The organism is Coleofasciculus sp. H7-2 (assembly GCF_042747725.1).
Lineage (GTDB): Bacteria > Cyanobacteriota > Cyanobacteriia > Cyanobacteriales > FACHB-T130 > FACHB-T130.
In genome coordinates this window covers 38,048-57,000 of the sequence record NZ_JBHZGO010000086.1, presented here as the reverse complement: position 1 = coordinate 57,000, position 18,953 = coordinate 38,048, and the positions used below count along the sequence as shown (strand labels likewise).

The following is an 18,953-nucleotide window of genomic DNA, read 5'->3' as shown; positions in this document are numbered from 1 at the left end:
GCGGGAAGATTTCAAACAAGAAGGCGCTCTTTAACCGGCGCATCTTCAAGCTGACAGTAAGGGCGACTGTAGCATAGGGGCGACTCTAGAGAGTGCTGAACCAAGAAGTCAGGATCGCTCATTACCTGCTCAGTTGCACCATCGTATACGACCTGACCCTGGCTCAAGACTACAGTGCGATCGCATAACTCCAAGGCTAAATCTAAGTCGTGGGTGGCAATCAGTTGAGTCAGCGGCAATCTTTTTAACAACTCGATCAACTGGCGACGAGAACGGGGATCTAGCTGAGCAGAGGGTTCGTCGAATACCAGCACTTGGGGGTTCATTGCCAGCACGCCGGCGATCGCTATCCGCTTCTTTTCGCCTCCAGATAAATTATCTGTATTCCGCTTTCCATAGCGTTCTGGATCGATATTCACCGCTGCCATCGCCTGAAGCACTCGTGCGGTCAGTTCCTTGTCTCGCAAGCCTTGATTCATCGGGCCAAAGGCAATATCTTCCCAAACGGTGGGCATAAATAACTGATTATCTGGATTCTGAAATACCAGCCCCACAAAATTCCGAATTTTTTGCAAATTCTCGGCTCTGACAGGCCATTCTCCAATGATGATTTCTCCGGCTTCGGGTAAGAGAATTCCATTCAGATGTAACTGCAAAGTGGATTTTCCCGAACCATTGGCTCCGATTAATGCCACTCGTTCCGTTGCTTTAATCGATATATTAATTCCCCTGAGTGCATGAGTTCCGTCGGGGTAGATATAGCTAAGATTTTCGATAAATATTGGATTATGGTGCATCGCAACAATTAAAAATTAAAAATTTTTAGAATAAATAAACCACTTGTCCCAGCAGCGCCAAAATTACGGTTAAGGTTAAAGCCACAATGTCGCGGCGTCCGCCCGACGGCACCTTCTCGACGGGCGGTAGTCCTTGATAACCCCGCGACAGCATTGCCTGATAAACCCGCTCCCCTCGCTCATAGGTGCGGATAAACAGCGATCCCATCATATTGCCAATCACTAGGCGTTGCCAGTGGTTGGTACCCATCAAATTGCGAGAGGCTGCTGCCCGACGCATGGCGTTAACCTCGCCAATCAAGACGCTAATGTAGCGATACATGGATGCGAGAATCGCTACCAGTAGGGGTGGGGTTCGCAAGGCGACTAATCCATTCAGTAGCGCTGGAACAGAAGTGGTTAAAGTAAGTACATTTAGCATCATCAGCGATAGCAGCGCTTTGAGCGTCACGCTACCCAAAACCATCAGCCCGACGGTGGTAATCCGTAACAGTCCCCAAGACCACAGCACCTTGCCGCCGTCCCGAAACAAAGTGCCCAGCAGTACAACGCCAATAAAAGCAAACTCAACGGCGATTCGCTTCAGCAGGATGCTCCAAGTAACCCGACTCAGCAGGATGATGCCTAGCATGCCTAACCCATAGATGGCCCAAGTCCACCAGCGTCCGTTTGGCGTTAGGGCGATCGCAAATACAATCAGTAGCGTACACAGGATTCGAGTTCGGGGTGCTAATGAGTGCCAGAGACTTTTGCGATCGCTATCGACATCTAGTTGAACGGCAATAATGTGCAGCAGCATTCGCTTCAGTTCCTATCTATCCAGGGGCGGCTCTGGATTGTCAGAGGACGAGGGTGCTTCATAGTCTGGGGAAGATGAACTGGAATTGCGAACCACCAGCTTGCCAATCCCCCAAGCTAAACCAAATGTTGTTAAGGTTCCAATCAAACCTGCTAAGGGCGTGGCGAGACCTTCCGGTACGCCTCTGAGGGCATATTCTTCAAAAACAGCGTAAAAGGGGAGTTTTTGGGCGGGTGCTTCTTCGGCGGCTTTATCCTCAAACTTTAGATCCTGAGAGACTCGGTCTAATCCGTCTGGATCTGAGCTAGCGAATGGAGACAGAAAAATTGCAATCAGCAAGGCAACACCCAATCCAGTGATGACAAAAGCACGGTTGCGTTCCCGTGAGAGGTTACTACTCATAAACGTTTCATCCCTATCCCTATATAACTAAATGCACGCAGTGCTTAACGCTGTGAAAGCGAACGAGATGCAGTGGAAACAGCTCGGCGGGGTGGATCGAACAACAAATCGGGACGCGATCGCCATACATAACTCACTGCTACGACGGTAATCAGTGATTCTCCTATGCCGATTAGCACGTGCCAAAATGCCATTGCTGATACTGCTACCCCAAAGGGCACTGTCCCGGACAAAGCCAGTTGTACTGCTGTCAAAATTGAGGCAACAAACACGCTTATCCAAGCTGCAACTGCCGTACCCACTAACATTCCCCGCCAGCTATCCCGCCCGAAGGCAAACCGAATTGTTTTGTAGAGGTAGTAACCAGCAAAGGTGCCAATGAGTCCCATATTGGTGATGTTGGCTCCTAGCACGGTCAGTCCACCATCTTGAAACAAGACTGCCTGCACGATGAAGACTGCCACCATGACTAGCGATCCCGCCCACGGGCCAAGTAAAACTCCCGCTAGCGTCCCACCCAACAGGTGCCCGGAGGTGCCCCCTGGAATCGGGAAATTAATCATTTGGGCGGCAAAAATAAAGGCTCCACACACCCCCATCAGCGGTACTGCCCGTTCCTTATAGTCAGCCTGGACTCGATTCAGAGCGAGTGCAATCAGTCCGATGGCGAGTACCCATGTCACGAGGCTAACGGGCAAGCTCAAGAAGCCATCTGGAATGTGCAAGGCTAACTGTGGCTGTATTATCCAATGCAGCCAGCTAGAGGAAGGAATACTAGGGAGCAGGGCTGTAATTATCATTAAAAATTGTCCTTTACTGCCAGATTATTTAATAAATCCAACCCTCTAATAAAACATAAATTTTTCAAAAAAAGCAATGCGATAGGGGGGCATTGAGGATTTTTAAGTTAATCATTGTATGGTGAACAAATTTATTACTTTTGGCATAATTTGAAGGAATACTCCTCCTCTCTAAGACTGAGATTCAGAAAATCTGCGATCGCATCTGCGCGTCCGGGCATTGCGGAATCAAAAAATGATGTTGTCGGGGTACCCTTTAACGAGTGCTGGACTTTTCCCAAAGCACTTTCCCTACATCATTTCCCCAATTAGTAAGGCTTAACTTGCCGAGTCTTTGCTGCTTAAAACGCGGATGAATTCGAGGGGTAAGCCGTCGGTATCGGCAATGAAAGCAACTTCGTAGACGCTTGAGCCGATCATTTGCTGAGTTGGCTCTAAAAGTACCTTCAGGGGTACAAACTGCTCTGGATCGGTCTGTGCTGCCTCATCAAAGCGTTCTTTTAAGTGATTTAACCAACTAGGCAAATCAGATGCAGCGTCGGTAATATCAAAGGACAAATGGTAGTAACCGACGTAATGCTCATCTCCAAAGGCGTCGGCGGCTGGTTTCGGTTCGGGAATCTGGATTAACTCAATGCGTCCGAGACTACCTTCCATCCAGCAGGCGAGGGTGATTCCGGCGGTGAAGCGTTCAGAAACAATAAATCCTAGCTGTTCGTAGAATGCGATCGCCCGATGAATATTTGCCGTCCGAATCGAAGCGTGATGCATTATTTTTGTCCTTTGTCAATGGTCATTTGTCCTTTGGTCTGTGCCAATGACTAATCACCATTACTCAAACAATCGGAAATAGGGATATCGCACCGGGATACCCGGTTCTTTTTCCAAATCGAAATTAATCACTTCCCAGCAGGGTTCTTCTTCTGGTTCCGGGCTAAACTCTACCGGCAAGCCATATAGCCTGGGTCGCGGCGGATCTGACTGCCCCCGCCAAGGGGTGCTGCGTTCCAGATAAGCACTAATTAACTCCCGATAGCGGCTGGCAATAATGACTCGCGTCGCTCGGTAGCCTTGAGTATACAGCCGGTCTAGGGCTTCGTGAATTTCAAACCGAATCCCATCCGGATGCGTGTGCTGCCGGTACCATTCATCATCCCACCTACGCCAGTGACGCCCAGACTGTAAATGAATCAGTTCACCAGTCTTGGGATCTGCCTCAAAGGCACCATGACGCGGACACAGATAAGTATCAGTCAGCGTCAATGCCGGAATTGTCTGGCGGCAATGGGGGCACTGAATTTCCGGGCCAAAGATAGGGTACTGTAAGCCTAGATTCATCATTGAGTGTGTATCGGCATTCTATTCTCTGTCCAACGGTGCCAGTGGCTTTATTATATCTGTGTAGGTGAAGCTTCGCCCTCAGCATAAAGTGTGTGCCTTGATTCAGTTACTTAGCGCATCTTGTGAGCAATTTAAACCAGTCCTGGTGTTCCTCTAATTCCTATTGGCCTAGCCCGGATCTCTCCTTAGCTGCCTTTGTCGCCCCAAATGCCGTTGTCATGGGTTGGGTAAAGATTTCCGCCGGAGTCAGCATCTGGTTCGGGGCTGTGGTGCGAGGAGATGTGGAACGCATTGAAATTGGAGAACGGACAAATATTCAGGATGGTGCAATTTTGCACGGCGATCCGGGCAAGCCAACGATTTTGGAAGATCATGTAACTATCGGGCATCGCGCTGTGGTTCATTCGGCTCATATTGAACGCGGTTGCCTGATTGGGATTGGCGCTGTGGTGCTAGATGGCGTGCGCGTGGGTGCTGGGAGTATTATCGGTGCTGGCTGCGTGGTGACGAAGGATGTGCCGCCTTTGTCGCTGATGGTGGGGATTCCTGCCAAGCGGGTGCGCGAACTGTCTGAGTCTGAGACGGCAGAATTGATCGAACACGCGAGGCGCTACGAGAAGTTAGCTTTGGTTCATGCAGGCAAGGGGACGGATCTGGGATTTACCACATCCCATTGATGGCTGGTAAAACTGGGAGTCCGGATAACTCAAGCGATGTATAAAACTGTCCCCTTATGCCTAAAAATAAAATATGAGAATTGTTCAAAAATCTTTAAGCAATAAGAGAGGAAATTTCAATGGAGTTTGACTGGCGGGTGTTAATCGTTCTGCTACCAGTTGTCGCAGCAGTGAGCTGGGCAGCGTTCAATATTCTTCCGTATGCCTTGAAACAAATTCAAGGTTTTCTTAACAGATCGTAAACTGCACGCGGCAAGTAGCAAGTAGGGCGGGCGCTGCCTACCCTACTGATTGCTATTTAACATAGCGATCGCTCGATTAATACTTTCCCGCACGGATTGAGCAGAAGCATGGAGGGCAGCGCGTTCGGCGTCTGTCAGTCTGAGTTCTAAGATACTTTCGATCCCGCGACATCCCAGGCGACAGGGGACGCCAATCAAAACATCGTTCAATCCATACTCGCCTTCGAGGTATGCTGCGACTGGGATTAAGCGGGACTGATTGCGTAAAATGGCTTCTACCATCAAGCACGTAGACGAGGCGGGAGCAAAATATGCCCCGCCAGTCTGGATCAATTCGACAATTTCTGCCCCACCATTGCGGGTGCGTTCCACCAAGCGCTCAATTGTGACGGCATCCATCAGTTCTGTAATCGGAATCCCGCTGACAGTGGAGTAACTCGGTAAGGGCACCATCAAATTCCCATGACCGCCCAGTACCATTGTGTGAATATCGGCACTGGCAACCCCCAACTCCATAGCGATAAAGGTTTGAAACCGGGCGGAGTCGAGAACGCCTGCCATGCCCACGATCCGTTCTCGCGGCAGATTGGTGGCAAGCCATGCTAGATACGTCATCACGTCGAGGGGATTGGTGACGACGATGAAGATGGCGTCTGGGGAGTGAGCGATCGCGTTTTTAGCCGCTTCGACTACAATCAAGGCATTCGTCTTCATCAAGTCATCTCGGCTCATCCCTGGCTTGCGAGGCAAACCGGCGGTGATGACGACTACCTCAGATCCGGCTGTATCAGCGTAGTCAGTCGTCCCCACAATCTGGCGATTGTGTTCTATACCTCGTGCTTCCATCAAGTCGAGGGCAAGCCCTTGAGGCAGTCCAGCCACTACATCCAGCAACACCACATCCGCAAGATTTTTTTCGACAATCCGCTGGGCGAGGGTACTGCCAACTTTGCCTGCACCAACAATTGAGACGCGGGGCGACTGGCAGGGAAGCGGGGAGGAAGGGGAAGAGGGCATAGTAAAGAGTGCGATCGCGCTACGGATTCAATTTAGTTATATTTTGACTTTAAGCCAGACAAATCTTCCTGAGCGATCGCTGCACCAGCCGTCCACGGTTTTTTATTGTATTCAAAAGCACCAATATCTGGTTGCTTGCCTACAAACCCATTGGTGTAAGGAGAAATGACCGCACCTTTGTCTACAGCCGCAGAAGTAGAAGTTAGGCGATAGTCGTGCTTGCTTCTATTTACAAACTTTACATCGGGAACACTTATTTGACCCGCCGCATTTTTTTCCATCACAATATTGTTTTCCACTGTCATTCCCGCTGCGGACTGGGTATCTTTAAATTCTTTAGCAATATTATTTTTGAGGATGGTGCCCTTCATATTCAATCGAGACGGTTCCCACCAAATCTCTCCATCTACAGTGTTGTTATACACTTGCCTATTTGTATTTAAACAGGGAGTGCCATGACTGTTAATCGCAATCCCATGCTTGGGAATATTCCACAAAACATTGTGATGCACTACATAGTTAGAACTGTTACCATCCAAGTAAATTCCCATGCTGCCAAAATAATGCAAACTGGGATTGTATTCTGCTTGGCTATCGTGAATTTTGTTATAGGCAATCTCAGTGCCTTTTCCGTCGTGTCCCCATGCCTGCACCGAACCTCCATCGCTATTTTGACGCCCCATGTTAAAGGCTTCGTTGTACATCACCTTGCCTTGAGTCAATTCATTGATATTGAGCGCGCCCGGAGTTCCTAAATCAAACAGGGTGTTGTACATAATTGTATTGCCTGCGCCTTTAATATGTATAGCGCTGCTAGTACCGGAGTAATTTGTATCGTGGATAACTGAATTAGTAATCTTACTCGAATTGCCTTCTATTCTAATTCCCGATCCCGCCGCATATCTAATTTCACTATTTTTCACTTCGTTGTTATTTCCTCCAAGTAAAATAGCTGGCGATCCTTGGTCGTACCAAAGATGGGGAATCACTGTGAAATTAGAACCATACAAAAGCTTTATTTTATTAATTAAAATATTTGAGCTATTATTTGAGTGAATACCTGCCGCGAAGATATTAATATTTTCTAGGGTTATATTTGATTTATTGTTAATATCAAACGCCCATTGTCTTTTTTTGACTTCTACACGTTTGCTTGCAGGATTACTTCCGTCTATCGTCCATAAATATAAATTTCCCGAAGCATCTCTAAACCATTCTTTCGGTGCATCCAAAGCTTCGTACTTACCCCAAATATAGTAATAATTACCCGCTTTTGGAGCATAGCCTAGAGAGTTTGCATAATATTGATAGTCGCTAAAATTAATAGTTTTAGGGGTGTGGCTGGTAATGGTGCTGGTATGGGGTGCCCAGTTGGGACCAGGAACATGATTGACTTTGGCGTTATTCCAAAAACCAGTAGGAAAGTTACTTAAAGCTTCATCTAAAATTGTGCCGCTGACTCGTGAATTGTCAGGGGCATTTGGGTTGCTAACTGAACCGCCATCAGCTACAGCTTTGTCTTTACTGGTAATTTGTGCTGGGTTTTTGTTAATATTAGGCCATCTTGCCTCCACCATCATTTCATCATTTACAAAAACCTGGTTATTCCCTTCACCTAAATCCCAGTTCATCGTTGCTTTGTAGACTTTTCCGCTGGGGTGATTGTGCAGAGTCCAATTAGAAATCGGGTTCGCGCCGCTAATTGTTACTTTTTCGTTTTGATAAGCTTTGAAAGTAATGGGCTTTCCAGCAGTTCCAGAATTAGTGGGGATAACAGTTTCTCGATAAATCCCTCCTTGAATCAAACAAGTATATCCAGCAGTCGCTACGCTGGCACACTTTTGGATATTTTGAAAGGGTTTAGATAAAGTTCCCGGATTAGAATCTGCTCCAGATGGAGATACATAATAAACTTTTGAGTCTTGTGCAGAAGCTGAACCAGGTAAATTTGTTTTGCTACTAATCAAGACTAGGCATAAGACTGTACTAAAAATCAAAAACAATTTTCCCAGAAAACGAATATTTTTGTTGAGATAATTTATTGCAAAAATAGAGTATATTAATTTAATCATTAAAATTCTTCTTAAACTAAAAATGTACTGATTCCGTATTGAAAATACAGGTAAAAAGATGTGAGCAAGTGAAGTGTAAAAAAATACTTTCTCCAGATAGTTCGCTACTAAAAGTGTTTAAATAAACGATTCGGGAACGATAGAGCGTACTATGCGGTACATCATAGCCCCCTGGAGCTTTACTGGAATCCGTAAAAATTCGGACGATAGAAAAACTTCAGCGTCTCCGGAACGAGAATTTACTGATATATAGCATTCCTAACTGATTTGTAAAACTCTCTATTTCTTTTCTCTGCGTCCTTGGCGTCCTCTGCGGTTCGTTAAAAAAAATATTTCACAAATCAAATAAGATTGCTATAGTTGTTCTCGCTCATAGAAGTTGGTAGGCGCGGTAGCGAAACGGTGTTGCTCTAAAGCGCTGACGCGCATGGCGAGAGCTAAAGCAAATCGCTCTGTAGCAATCATCAGCATTCAACTGTTAGCGTTGAGGATAAGGGCGGGTGACAACTGCCCGTACAGCACTCATCTGTCAATAGAGACATTTTCAACCCGCCCACACGGAAATCGGCACACCGCAAGCTGAAATCTTACTTAGAGGTCTGTCTACTTAAAAGGTAGCTGCTACCCGTTCAGTTTACTTAAATGGTTCCAGCTGATCGGCACGCAACCAGACATTTGGTGCCGGTACCTGACCAAACTTGACGAGTGCGTAGTCGCCCCGCAATTGTACAACTTCACCCTTGGTTTCAAACAGATAGGAAGGGAAGCGCGAGTCGCTAGCTTGAGCTTCCAGACTGTTTTCTAATTTTTCTCGCACAGCGCGAACCAAATCGCCACTTTTGACTGCCATATTTTTGTTCTGCCCTTGTCTCTAGTTCATGACTATTTTAGTTTCTATGAGGGCGAGAGAATCATCTGAAAGCAAATTAACTCAGAACCTTGTCTTAGCTATTTTTGCACCCGCTTAAAAAATCTAATGCGTTATAGCCATCCTATGTGATTCGCGAACGTAAAAAAAATAACCACATAAACGAACACAGAGGTAAGAGGGAGGAGTTTATAAATCAGGACTCGCCGCACATCACCACATCTAGGGGCAACCACAGGGGGATTGAACCCGAAAAAACGCTATATGTATAAGCTTTGCGTAAGTCCTGAAATCATTGTTTGTTTTGGGTGAAGCGGGTAGAGAGTTAGAACAATTAAAAGTTAAAAATTTTTAATTGATTAGCGCTGACACTGGGGGCAAAAATGAGCTGAGCGTCCCGCTAATTTGAGGCGCTCAATGGGCGTGCTACAGACTCGACAGGGGGCACCAGTCCGGTTATAAACCCAGGCGACACCACCATAGTTGCCGTTAACGCCCTGCACGTTGAGAAAGTTACTAAAGGTCGTTCCTCCAGCCTCAATACTGACTTGCAAAACTTGAATAATTGCCGCTCTCAAACGCTCAATTTGCTCTAATTTCAGAGTGGCACAAAGGGTTTTGGGTGGCACGCCACTCAGAAACAACGCTTCATCGGCATAGATATTGCCGACTCCAGCCACCAGCGATTGATCCAGCAGGGCGGTTTTGATGGGACGGCGGCGATTTTGCAGTGCCAGCGCCAGGTAATCGACGGAAAACTCTGCGGAAAAGGGATCGGGACCTAAAATCTGTAAACCAGTGATGATGCTTTCTGGCGGCGTTCCTGGCGGTACCCACCACATCTTGCCGAAGGTTCGCTGGTCAACAAAGCGCAACTCCTTCTCACTGGTGAAGAACAGCCGCACTCGCGTATGTTTCTGTAGTGATTCTTGGGGGTCAAGCCACAACATCTGACCGGTCATCCGCAGGTGAACGCCCAACCAGGCAGATGAGGAGAGTTCTGCCAGCAGGTATTTACCGCGTCGGTGCCATTGGGTAATAACTGAACCGGCAAGCCCAGGCAAAAAATCTACAGAGGAAGGGGGGTGGGCAATTGTGCGTGCTAGCAACACATCCCCACCCCAAATTTCCTGATTCAGGGTCAGTTGATTCAGACCCCGACGAACTGTTTCAACTTCAGGCAGTTCGGGCACAACTTAGCGCTTTTCTGTTCCCTGATTACCACCGCCTTCTACCAGAGGATCGCTATCTCCAGATTCTTGCTCAGCAGTACGTTTGGCAGCGGTTTTGGTGCCACCACCTGCGCCAGTCTTGCGGATACCCGCTTCGATGGGAGTTTGCCCACCACCAGAAGCGGTAGCAGTACCTTTCTTCGCTCCTGCCTTCGGGGCTTCAATCTCTAGCACTTCATTCTCGGCAAAGTTGTTGGTATTAACGCCAGCGTAGTTGACATTAGTGAAGCGGACGATCACTGAGTATTTGATGCCGCTCTGGTCTATGGAAGCTACTGTCCCAGTATCCTGAAACCAGAAAGATTCTTTGCGGAGAATCTGAACTTTTGAACCACGTTGAACCATAAGTGTTTTTTCCCTTACGTCATTAAGGTACAGCGTACTACTCGATCGGGAACTGCTGAGCCTCCCAGTCTTTAAGTTTTATTACTGCTCAGATCCAACGCAATCGGACGAAGTGGGCGGGACGACCCCAGATGTCAGGCGTCGCCGAAATGTCTTCTATTGCCAAATTAAAGGGAATGGACGTTGTAATGTACTGTTGGGCGAGGCTACCCAGATCGGGCGTTAATTGGGCAGCAGCGGTGGTAGCGATGCCTAAGCCCAAAAGTTGCTCGATGGGGCCACGAGGCAGGACGAGATGGATACCCAAGGCGAGTCCTACGGTGACAAGCATCCCGACTGACAAATTCGTGCCGCAGCGGGGATGCACGGCGAGGTTCCATTCTCCACGGGTAATGCGCCGGAGGGCAGTGCGAACGGCACGATGCAAATCAGCGCTGTTGACTTGACCGTAGAGGTAAAATCCTTGGTCGGTGGAAAGACCTCCTAGAGTGTTGTTATCTAGTTGGCTGGGGGTTGATACACGTCTGGCGTTCGGGGAGTTACAGGTGTCGCTCAAGACCCAAACTGTGGCGTGTTCTAAGGCGTGAACCTGACGCAGCATCAGGATTTCCTTTAGCCCAGGAACAAAGTTCAGGGTTCTGAGGAGATCGGCATCTTGTGTCGGTTGAGGAGCTGGGGAGTCAAAGCTCCAGTCAAAGCTCCAGAAGTTGCCAGTCTGTGAAGAAGCAGAAGCAGTAGTCATAGAGTAGAACTACTCCAAAAGCAGATGGATTAACTGGGATGTTTTTCAACTTTAGCGTTTACGCCTTTAAGTCGTTGCAAATTTTTGTGAGAGTGCCACGAGTGCTACTCACGCTCCTTCTAGCGATCGCCTAATTCCGGGAGAAAGCGTTCTCGATTTATTCAACGACTTGATTCCCGTACCGACGCTCTAGTATTTGTCAATCAATTAGGGTTAGCTGGTGTGGGCGAGGCGGGGGCGTCAGGGCTGTTTAGGGGTGCCGAACGGCTGGTGGGTAAGGATAATTCGACACTGGAGCCACGATCGTAAATTTCAATATCCCACTGCCCGGAACGATTGGATTCAAAGGCAATAAATCGACCGTTGCCGCTAATAGTAGGATGGCGGAATTCACCTAAAATATTGTCGGTAATCACTTCAGATTGCAGGCTTTGGCGGTCATAAACGAAGACATCTGGTTTGCCCCGTTCTTCGGAGATGTAGACGATGTAGCGACCATCGGCACTGATATCTGGCTGTTCGTGGATGACACCCGATTGGTTGAGTCCGGGGAGATCGACAAGGCGACGGCGCTGAACGTCATAAAGATAGACGCCGCGATGGGCTTGGCGATTTGAGGTAAAGACTAGGTAGCGACCATCGTAAGAAAAGCGGGGTTCTTGTTCGGCAGCTAAGCTGTTGAGTCCGGCTCCCAGTAGTTGCGGAGGTGGAGTGAGCAAGCCGCGATCGCTGCATCCACTCAATCCGGCTAATAAACTAACTGCTAAAACTGGCAGATAACGCTTGTCTTTAGTCATTTGTCGTTAGTTTTTCGGAATAGATCGGGACTCGCCGCACATCACCACATCTGCCCTTCCGCTTTCCCCCTGGGAGATTACCCCTACAAAACGCTATATGCATAAGCTTTGTGTAAGTCCTGAGCTAATGGCTAATGTTGAAAGACTATCCAAATCTCGGATGTGTAGGCTCCCTTTGAGTTCGCGTTCCCCAGCACTGGTGCAGTTTGTTGGGTAACGCTATCGCTCTACCACTCCCTACGATTTCAGGACTTACGCAACTTGCGCGACATCTGAGGGCAACCACAGGGGGATTGAACCCGAAAAAACGCTATATGTATAAGCTTTGCGTAAGTCCTGGATTTTTCAAGGGTTTCAGGAGTTTTGGATAGTCTTTCAGTGGCGAATGACTAATTGAAAAGCAATTGACAATTAGTCATTGGCACAATTAACTGACCAACAACCGATGACCAATGACTAATGTCTTTTTTAGCAGGGTTTCCCTGTTGTTCGCTCAGGAAATCACTTCATCAGCCGGTGTTGGCAAGGTACAGCAGTTGACTTCATTGATACAAACCTTGCCCCATTGCAAAGCCCAGCGTAGCAGTGCGACGCGATTGTAAGTCTTGGTTTTGGTCAATACATTGCTGATGTGGTTATCCACGGTTCGTTTGCTGATTTCCAGCTTTTGGGCAATTTTTTGATTAGTTAAGCCAGCAGCAACTAGCTCAATGATTTGCAGTTCTCGATCGGAAAGTGTCGCGGGGGTATAAGTCTCGCTACCAGCCATAAGTATTTTTTCCTTAGTTATATCTACTTACTATCTCTTTAAGTTTAGAAGATCCTTTGGGGGGTAAGCCCGATCGGGACTGGGATTGAGGCAGTATCACCCGCAAATCGGGATCGGGAAAAAGGTTGGGAGCATCTTGAGCTTCTGTGAATATCCGGATCTAGGGGGTAGAGGCTCTGCTAGGCTGAGTTCATGTTGACAAGGAGTGCAGTTGTGACCCATCCCCGCGTTCTCTGCCTCGGTGAGATTTTGTTTGATTGTCTAGCCGATCAACTGGGGCGATCGCTTGCAGATGTCGAATCTTGGACGCCTTATCCAGGCGGCGCACCGGCAAATGTGGCGTGTGCCTTGGTGAAGTTGGGAACACCATCTGGATTTATCGGCTGTGTGGGTCAGGATCAGCCGGGAGACCAGTTGGTGCAGTTGTTGCAGGAAGTGGGTGTGGATAGTACGGGCGTGCAGCGCCATGACACCGCACCGACGCGGCAAGTTTATGTGGTGCGATCGCTATCGGGCGAACGTGAGTTTGCGGCATTTGGGGTTAACGCCACTTCCGCAAAGGAAACTCGTGACACCAGAGAATTTGCCGATACGCACCTACAAGCGTCTGCACTGCCAGAGGCTTTGTTTGAAAACGCTGATTTTCTCGTCGTGGGAAGTCTGGAGTTAGCTTATCCTGATACGCGAGCGGCAATTACGAAAGCCCTGGAGCTGGCAGATCGGTACAATGTCAAAATTGTGCTAGATGTGAATCGGCGCGATATGTTCTGGCCCGATCCTAGCGATTCCAAGCCGATGATTCAGGAACTTATCAAGCACGTCGATTTCCTGAAAATCACTGACGAAGAAGCTGAATGGTTATTTGAAACTACTGATGCTGGCGCGATCGCTTACCGTCTGGATTCAGTAGAGGGCGTTTTAGTCACAGCCGGTGAAAAAGGCTGTGCTTACTGCTTGGGCGGGAATGAAGACAAGGTGCCAGCTTTTTCTGTCAAGGTGGTAGATACCACGGGCGCGGGAGATGGGTTCCTTGCCGGTTTCATCGATCAGTTGTGCAAACACGGCATTCAGCATCTCGCTGATGCAGAAATGGCAAAGCGGGTGGTGACTTATGCAAATGCGGTGGGTGGGATAACCGCAATGAAGCCGGGAGCGATCGCAGCACAGCCAACGGCGGCTGAAGTGGAAGACTTCCTCGGCAGGATAAAGGTTGAAGGAATCGTTGATGCAGGAGTCTGAAGTGTCGCTCTTGAGCTTGATTGGTGAGCGAATTGCCAACAGTCCCAACCAGCAGATTACCTTTGCTCAGTACATGGAGTGGGTGCTGTACGAGCCGGACTACGGCTACTATGCCACAAACGCCGTCAACATTGGGCCGGAAGGTGATTTTTTTACTTCTCCCAACCTCGGTGCCGACTTTGGCGAACTGCTAGCCGAGCAATTTGTCCAAATGTGGGACATTTTGGGGCGTCCGACGCAATTTACTCTGGTGGAAATGGGGGCAGGACAAGGACTCCTAGCAGCAGATATCCTGCGGCATTTACACCAGCATCATCCAGCATTCTTTAATGCTTTAGAGTACCTGATTGTTGAAAAGGCAGCGGGGCTAATTTCCCAACAACAGCAGGTGTTGCAGAAATTAGCCCCAGTATTTGCCCAAGCGCAAGGCGGTGTACCTGTCAGGTGGTGTTCTCTGGAGGAGATACCTAGCGCTTCGATCGCTGGCTGTTTTTTTTCTAATGAGTTGGTGGATGCGTTGCCAGTGCATCAGTTTGCGATCGCCCAAGGGAAGCTCAGAGAAATCTATGTCAGCACGCCAGATGGAAGCCATTTTGAGGAAGTCACTGGCGAACTTTCGACGCCTCAACTGGCTGAGTATTTTGATTTAGTAGGGATTGAGTTGCCCTCTGCTGCTTATCGGGATGGCTATCGCAGCGAGATTAATCTAGCCGCTCATGCTTGGCTGAGTACAGTTGCCGACAAGCTCAAGCGCGGGTATTTGTTGACGATTGACTACGGCTACCCAGCGGCTCGATATTACAATCCCCAGCGGAGTCAGGGGACGCTTCAGTGTTATTACCAGCATCGGCACCATAACGATCCTTACGTGCAGATTGGGCAACAGGATATCACCGCTCATGTGGATTTTACTGCCTTGGAGCGTTGGGGCGATCGCTGCGGCTTGGCATTGGTGGGTTTTACAAAGCAGGCGTTATTTCTGATGGCGCTGGGATTGGGCGATCGCATTGCTGCCCTTTCCCATAGCGATCGCTCTGTCGGGACGCAAAGCATTACGGATGTACTGCACCGTCGTGACGCCCTACACCAGCTCATCGATCCAACCGGATTGGGTGGTTTTGGGGTATTGGTGCAGTGCAAAGGGTTAAGCGAGGAAGAGAGACTAAAGATCAAAGGTTTGACGATGCCCTAAAACAATTAAAAATTTGCTTTTTAATTTTTTATTGTTTCAGCAACTTCAATCAAATCTTCAATTTTCTTGATATTTAGATCGCCAGCTAAATAACCAATCCCGCGATGCAAATGCAGGCGAAATTGAGTCGCCAAAGTATCCCGCTCGGTTCCTAATCCATCGTTGTGGCAGCGCTGTTTTAAGGCAATTAACAGAATATCAGACAATTCTCCCCCAAAGACGCGCCAAGTCATTTCGACATTACTATCTGCTGGAATTGGCACCGGCGAAGGGATTGTTGGTTCTGCCAGAGATCGACAAAATGCCCAGCGGCAAAGAATATTCCACTGATCGATTTTGGTGTTGCGCTTGAGCTTACTCAGCTGATCTTTAGCTGTTTGAGAAAGGCGAATGCGGTCACTTGGTGGTTCCATAAGCCTTTAAATAGAGCCTTGAACAATAAAACTTGAGGCTGATACCATTTTAGAGTTTGGATTTCAGAGACGCGATTAATCGCGTCTCTACTTCCAGCCATTTATTTGCGGCGACCTTAAGGTGGAATGGTATAGTCACCTTAAAGCGATCGCCTCCCAGGAGTGCTTAGCACGGAGCGCCCTCTAATTCTTTACATTAAACTAAAGTGAGATGCTTCCAAAGCAATTTGCCTTCTTTGCGTACCGAGAGCGGTTAACCTTTGCGTACCGAGAGCGTTTAAAAATAAAATAGAGTTTATTTTCATTTTAGTAAACCAAATGACGAAAGAACCCTATTTAAATGATGTGCAGGAGCCAATTACGACAGCTCCACCAGAAGTTTATCAAATCATTGAGCGGGTATTGCAGGCGGAGAAAGATAAGCTCTACATGAAACAACCGCGCCATATAAATGATGATATTTTGACAATTGTGAAGGAAGTGGTGCGATGAAGCTAACTTCCATTAAATTATGCAATTTTCGGCAATTTTATGGTAAGACTCCAGAAATTTTGCTGTCCTGTGGAGAGGAAGAAAATACTACGATTATTCACGGCAATAATGGCGCGGGAAAAACAACGCTGTTAAATGCATTTACGTGGGTATTGTATGAAAAATTTAGTGCAGCTTTTGCTTCACAAGAGCAGCTGGTGAATAAGCGATCGCTTGCAGAAGCCAAACCAGGCTTTCCGGTAGAATGCTGGGTGGAAGTCACTTGGGAGCATAACGATAAACGCTACCGAGCAAAACGAGAGTGTCGCGCTTATAAGGGTGTAACTATCGAGAAAGGCGAAAGCAAGTTGTATATGCAAATCGCCGGGGATGATGGAATTTGGAGATTACCTACCCAGTATCCAGAAGATATTATTGGGCGAATATTACCAGAAAGTTTGCATCAGTATTTCTTTTTTGATGGAGAGCGAATTGAGCAAATTGTTCGCTCTGAGAAAAAGGAGGAAATCGCCGAAGCAACCAAAAAACTTTTGGGGGTGGAGGTTTTAAATCGTGCCATCAAGCATCTGGGGGAAGCAAGAAAAACTCTAGAAGCTGAGTTAAAAGCGATTGGCGACTCTCAAACTCAGCAGTTTTTAAAGAAGAAAGAGCAGAAAGAAAAAGAAAGCGATCGCTTATCTAATCGTCAAACTGAAATTGGTGAAGAATTAGCAGCTCAACAGACGTTTAAAAAAGAAATTAGCACCCATTTACGGGAACTCGATGCGGCTAAAAAGTTAGAAGAAGAACGAAAATCTTTGGAAGAACAGAAAGCCTTAAATCAACAAAATCTTAAAAGAAGCCAGGAAGCATTAAAACGGGCTATTTCAACCCAAGGCTACACAGTTTTATTATCAGAGACAACAGCAGCATTCCGAGCAATTCTTGATGATTTGCGACAGCGAGGCGAGTTACCATCTGGCATCGATCGGCAATTTGTCGCTAATTTATTATATCAACAACGCTGTATTTGCGGTACGGAATTGCATGAGGGAACTACCGCTTATGGAAGTGTTGAAGGCTGGTTGGATAAAGCGGGAATTGCGGCTGTTGAGGAAACTGCGATTCGCATGAGTGCCCAAGTAGATGAAATTGATAAGCAAGCACCGGCATTTTGGGAAGAGGTGGATACAGAGCAAGCGAATATCAATCAGTTTAGACAAACAATTTCTCAAATAGAGACACAACTAGATGAAATTAGGGAAAAGTTAAGAAAAGATCCCAGTGAGGAAATTCGCAACTTCCAAAAGCGGTTAGATGAAATTGAAGCAACAATTCGAGATTTAACCCTAGAAGAAGGAGAAAATCGACAGAAAATTGCCGATCTTAAAACTGAAGTTGAAAGCTTAGGTAAGCAAATTGCTAAACATGAGATGAATGAGGCAAAGCAAGCTCTAGCCCAGCGACGAATTGCCGCAACCCAGGATGCAATTGAGCGATTAACCGAAGTGCGATCGCGTCTCGATCAACAGTTTCGCGTGCAGCTAGAAAAGCGGGTACAAGAAATATTTAGCGAGATTTCATTTACCCCCTATATCCCCAAACTTAGCGAAAAATACGAGCTAACATTAGTAGAAAATACCGCCGGTTCAGAGTCACCCGTCGCCGCTTCTACGGGAGAAAATCAAATTCTCAGCTTATCGTTTATCGGCGGTATCATTGATAGGGTACGCGAGTGGAGTCATAAGGAAATGCTGATGGTACCAGATAGCAGCACGTTTCCAATTGTAATGGATTCTCCCTTTGGAAGTTTGGATGAAATTTATCGGCGGCAAATTGCGAAGACGATTCCTAGATTAGCGAATCAGTTAGTGGTTTTAGTGACTAAAACTCAATGGCGCGGTGAAGTAGCCGCAGAAATTGCTACTCGGATTGGCAGGCAATATGTACTTACTTATTACTCTTCTAAGCCGGAATGCGAAAAGGATGCGATTGAATTAAACGGAAACGATTACGATTTAGTTAGGCAAAGTCCTAATGAGTTTGAATATACCGAGATTGTAGAGGTAGATTATGATTTCTAGTTCATCATCGACTGTACAACAGAATTTAGTGACAGATACCTGGATAAAAGCACCTTGGGATGAATTTATTGTATTAGCTGATAATCCTGCTTATGAAAAGGGTAAAGTTTACTACCATCAAGGCTACATGAGGATTGAAATGGCAGCAGTTGGACCGCTTCATGCTAGGGAGAATTCTATTGTTTCTAGCGTAGTTAAAATGTTTGCTACACTTAGAAATATCAGAATTGTCGAGTTGAATAATGCCACCTTCCGCCAAAGAGGTGTAGGCGAATTTCAACCTGATTTGTCTTATTACATCGGCGCTGAGTTTCAATTACCACCACGAACAAACACGCCAATTAATTTGAATGAGTTTCAACCGCCTGCCTTAGTGATTGAAATTGGGGCATCATCGGTGAATGACGATCTGGGGATGAAGCGGTTAATTTATGAACGTGTAGGAGTACGAGAATATTGGGTAGTTGATGCGAGTGCAGATGATGCGATCGCATTCTCTATTTCTGAAGGGCGAAGTGGTGAAATACAGGAGTCGTTGGTATTGCCGGGATTGACGCTTTCCCTCGTTGAAGAAGCACTGCAACGCAGCCAATCAGAGGATGATGGGGCAATTACTCGCTGGCTGTTACAATCATTTAGCTAATCAGCTAAAAA

At 47.2% G+C, this 18,953-nt stretch carries 22 protein-coding genes and 1 pseudogene; 7 read left to right on the top strand and 16 right to left on the bottom strand.

The window, feature by feature from the left end:
* Window positions 1-11: 11 nt before the first annotated feature.
* From ACFW2W_RS17655 to ACFW2W_RS17630, 6 genes are all read right to left on the bottom strand, one after another.
* On the bottom strand, window positions 12-797 hold the full coding sequence (locus ACFW2W_RS17655) for an energy-coupling factor ABC transporter ATP-binding protein (protein WP_378180862.1): 786 nt from the start codon (window positions 795-797) through the stop codon (window positions 12-14).
* A 25-nt stretch (window positions 798-822) separates the two neighbouring features.
* Window positions 823-1,593 carry a cobalt ECF transporter T component CbiQ gene (cbiQ, locus tag ACFW2W_RS17650; RefSeq protein WP_378181033.1) on the bottom strand — a complete coding sequence of 257 codons (771 nt, stop codon included), beginning with the start codon at window positions 1,591-1,593 and terminating at the stop codon, window positions 823-825.
* 15 nt (window positions 1,594-1,608) lie between these two features.
* Window positions 1,609-1,998, bottom strand: coding sequence for a PDGLE domain-containing protein (locus ACFW2W_RS17645; protein WP_378180859.1), 390 nt, complete (start codon window positions 1,996-1,998; stop codon window positions 1,609-1,611).
* Between the two features lie 44 nt (window positions 1,999-2,042).
* Window positions 2,043-2,798, bottom strand: coding sequence for an energy-coupling factor ABC transporter permease (locus tag ACFW2W_RS17640; protein WP_378180856.1), 756 nt, complete (start codon window positions 2,796-2,798; stop codon window positions 2,043-2,045).
* 318 nt (window positions 2,799-3,116) lie between these two features.
* Window positions 3,117-3,569: a VOC family protein gene (locus tag ACFW2W_RS17635; protein WP_378180854.1), complete on the bottom strand. Its 453-nt coding sequence runs from the start codon at window positions 3,567-3,569 to the stop codon at window positions 3,117-3,119.
* Window positions 3,570-3,629: 60 nt separating this feature from the next.
* On the bottom strand, window positions 3,630-4,139 hold the full coding sequence (locus ACFW2W_RS17630; protein WP_378180851.1) for a TIGR02652 family protein: 510 nt from the start codon (window positions 4,137-4,139) through the stop codon (window positions 3,630-3,632).
* 122 nt (window positions 4,140-4,261) lie between these two features.
* On the opposite strand from ACFW2W_RS17630, the gene ACFW2W_RS17625 reads away from it, so the two are divergent.
* Complete coding sequence (locus ACFW2W_RS17625) at window positions 4,262-4,816, top strand: gamma carbonic anhydrase family protein (RefSeq protein ID WP_378180848.1); 555 nt, start codon at window positions 4,262-4,264, stop codon at window positions 4,814-4,816.
* Window positions 4,817-4,935: 119 nt separating this feature from the next.
* The gene (locus ACFW2W_RS17620) at window positions 4,936-5,058 is read left to right on the top strand and encodes a photosystem II protein Y (protein WP_378180845.1); all 123 of its coding nucleotides are present in this window, start codon (window positions 4,936-4,938) and stop codon (window positions 5,056-5,058) included.
* 42 nt (window positions 5,059-5,100) lie between these two features.
* Here the strand turns inward: ACFW2W_RS17620 and mdh are convergent, their stop codons facing one another.
* The 9 genes and pseudogenes from mdh to ACFW2W_RS17575 all read right to left on the bottom strand — a co-directional run bounded on the left by mdh (window position 5,101) and on the right by ACFW2W_RS17575 (window position 12,900).
* A complete protein-coding gene (gene mdh, locus ACFW2W_RS17615) occupies window positions 5,101-6,075 on the bottom strand; it encodes a malate dehydrogenase (protein WP_378180842.1) in 975 nt (324 codons plus the stop codon).
* A gap of 32 nt (window positions 6,076-6,107) precedes the next feature.
* The gene (locus tag ACFW2W_RS17610) at window positions 6,108-7,706 is read right to left on the bottom strand and encodes a right-handed parallel beta-helix repeat-containing protein (RefSeq protein ID WP_378181030.1); all 1,599 of its coding nucleotides are present in this window, start codon (window positions 7,704-7,706) and stop codon (window positions 6,108-6,110) included.
* Window positions 7,707-7,847: 141 nt separating this feature from the next.
* Window positions 7,848-8,147: pseudogene (locus ACFW2W_RS17605) on the bottom strand (hypothetical protein); the annotation flags it as partial.
* A 634-nt stretch (window positions 8,148-8,781) separates the two neighbouring features.
* Entirely contained in the window at window positions 8,782-8,997 is a 216-nt protein-coding gene (locus ACFW2W_RS17600) for an NAD(P)H-quinone oxidoreductase subunit O (RefSeq protein ID WP_378180840.1), read from the bottom strand.
* 377 nt (window positions 8,998-9,374) lie between these two features.
* Window positions 9,375-10,208 (bottom strand): DNA-formamidopyrimidine glycosylase, encoded by an 834-nt coding sequence (locus tag ACFW2W_RS17595; protein ID WP_378180837.1) that lies wholly within the window; start codon window positions 10,206-10,208, stop codon window positions 9,375-9,377.
* Window positions 10,209-10,211: 3 nt separating this feature from the next.
* Window positions 10,212-10,592: a photosystem I reaction center subunit IV gene (locus tag ACFW2W_RS17590; RefSeq protein ID WP_378180834.1), complete on the bottom strand. Its 381-nt coding sequence runs from the start codon at window positions 10,590-10,592 to the stop codon at window positions 10,212-10,214.
* Window positions 10,593-10,680: 88 nt separating this feature from the next.
* Window positions 10,681-11,334: a DUF6391 domain-containing protein gene (locus ACFW2W_RS17585; RefSeq protein ID WP_378180831.1), complete on the bottom strand. Its 654-nt coding sequence runs from the start codon at window positions 11,332-11,334 to the stop codon at window positions 10,681-10,683.
* Window positions 11,335-11,537: 203 nt separating this feature from the next.
* Window positions 11,538-12,131: a TolB family protein gene (locus ACFW2W_RS17580; RefSeq protein WP_378180828.1), complete on the bottom strand. Its 594-nt coding sequence runs from the start codon at window positions 12,129-12,131 to the stop codon at window positions 11,538-11,540.
* 493 nt (window positions 12,132-12,624) lie between these two features.
* Complete coding sequence (locus tag ACFW2W_RS17575) at window positions 12,625-12,900, bottom strand: LuxR C-terminal-related transcriptional regulator (RefSeq protein ID WP_378180825.1); 276 nt, start codon at window positions 12,898-12,900, stop codon at window positions 12,625-12,627.
* Window positions 12,901-13,113: 213 nt separating this feature from the next.
* Here ACFW2W_RS17575 and ACFW2W_RS17570 point away from each other — a divergent pair, with 213 nt between their 5' ends.
* Together ACFW2W_RS17570 and ACFW2W_RS17565 are read left to right on the top strand one after the other, a co-directional pair.
* Window positions 13,114-14,139, top strand: coding sequence for a carbohydrate kinase (locus ACFW2W_RS17570; protein ID WP_378180822.1), 1,026 nt, complete (start codon window positions 13,114-13,116; stop codon window positions 14,137-14,139).
* Window positions 14,126-15,331 carry a class I SAM-dependent methyltransferase gene (locus ACFW2W_RS17565; protein WP_378180819.1) on the top strand — a complete coding sequence of 402 codons (1,206 nt, stop codon included), beginning with the start codon at window positions 14,126-14,128 and terminating at the stop codon, window positions 15,329-15,331. Before ACFW2W_RS17570 ends, ACFW2W_RS17565 begins: the two co-directional genes overlap by 14 nt.
* A gap of 20 nt (window positions 15,332-15,351) precedes the next feature.
* Here the strand turns inward: ACFW2W_RS17565 and dndE are convergent, their stop codons facing one another.
* Window positions 15,352-15,744 carry a DNA sulfur modification protein DndE gene (gene dndE / locus ACFW2W_RS17560; protein WP_378180816.1) on the bottom strand — a complete coding sequence of 131 codons (393 nt, stop codon included), beginning with the start codon at window positions 15,742-15,744 and terminating at the stop codon, window positions 15,352-15,354.
* 318 nt (window positions 15,745-16,062) lie between these two features.
* Between dndE and ACFW2W_RS17555 the strand changes: the two genes are divergently transcribed.
* The 3 genes from ACFW2W_RS17555 to ACFW2W_RS17545 are packed head-to-tail and all read left to right on the top strand — an operon-like array spanning window position 16,063 to window position 18,942.
* Window positions 16,063-16,236: a hypothetical protein gene (locus ACFW2W_RS17555; RefSeq protein WP_378180813.1), complete on the top strand. Its 174-nt coding sequence runs from the start codon at window positions 16,063-16,065 to the stop codon at window positions 16,234-16,236.
* Window positions 16,233-18,299, top strand: a complete 2,067-nt coding sequence (locus ACFW2W_RS17550) for an AAA family ATPase (RefSeq protein ID WP_378180810.1) — start codon at window positions 16,233-16,235, stop codon at window positions 18,297-18,299. Before ACFW2W_RS17555 ends, ACFW2W_RS17550 begins: the two co-directional genes overlap by 4 nt.
* Window positions 18,289-18,942 carry a Uma2 family endonuclease gene (locus ACFW2W_RS17545; protein WP_378180807.1) on the top strand — a complete coding sequence of 218 codons (654 nt, stop codon included), beginning with the start codon at window positions 18,289-18,291 and terminating at the stop codon, window positions 18,940-18,942. Before ACFW2W_RS17550 ends, ACFW2W_RS17545 begins: the two co-directional genes overlap by 11 nt.
* The last annotated feature ends 11 nt before the right edge of the window (window positions 18,943-18,953 follow it).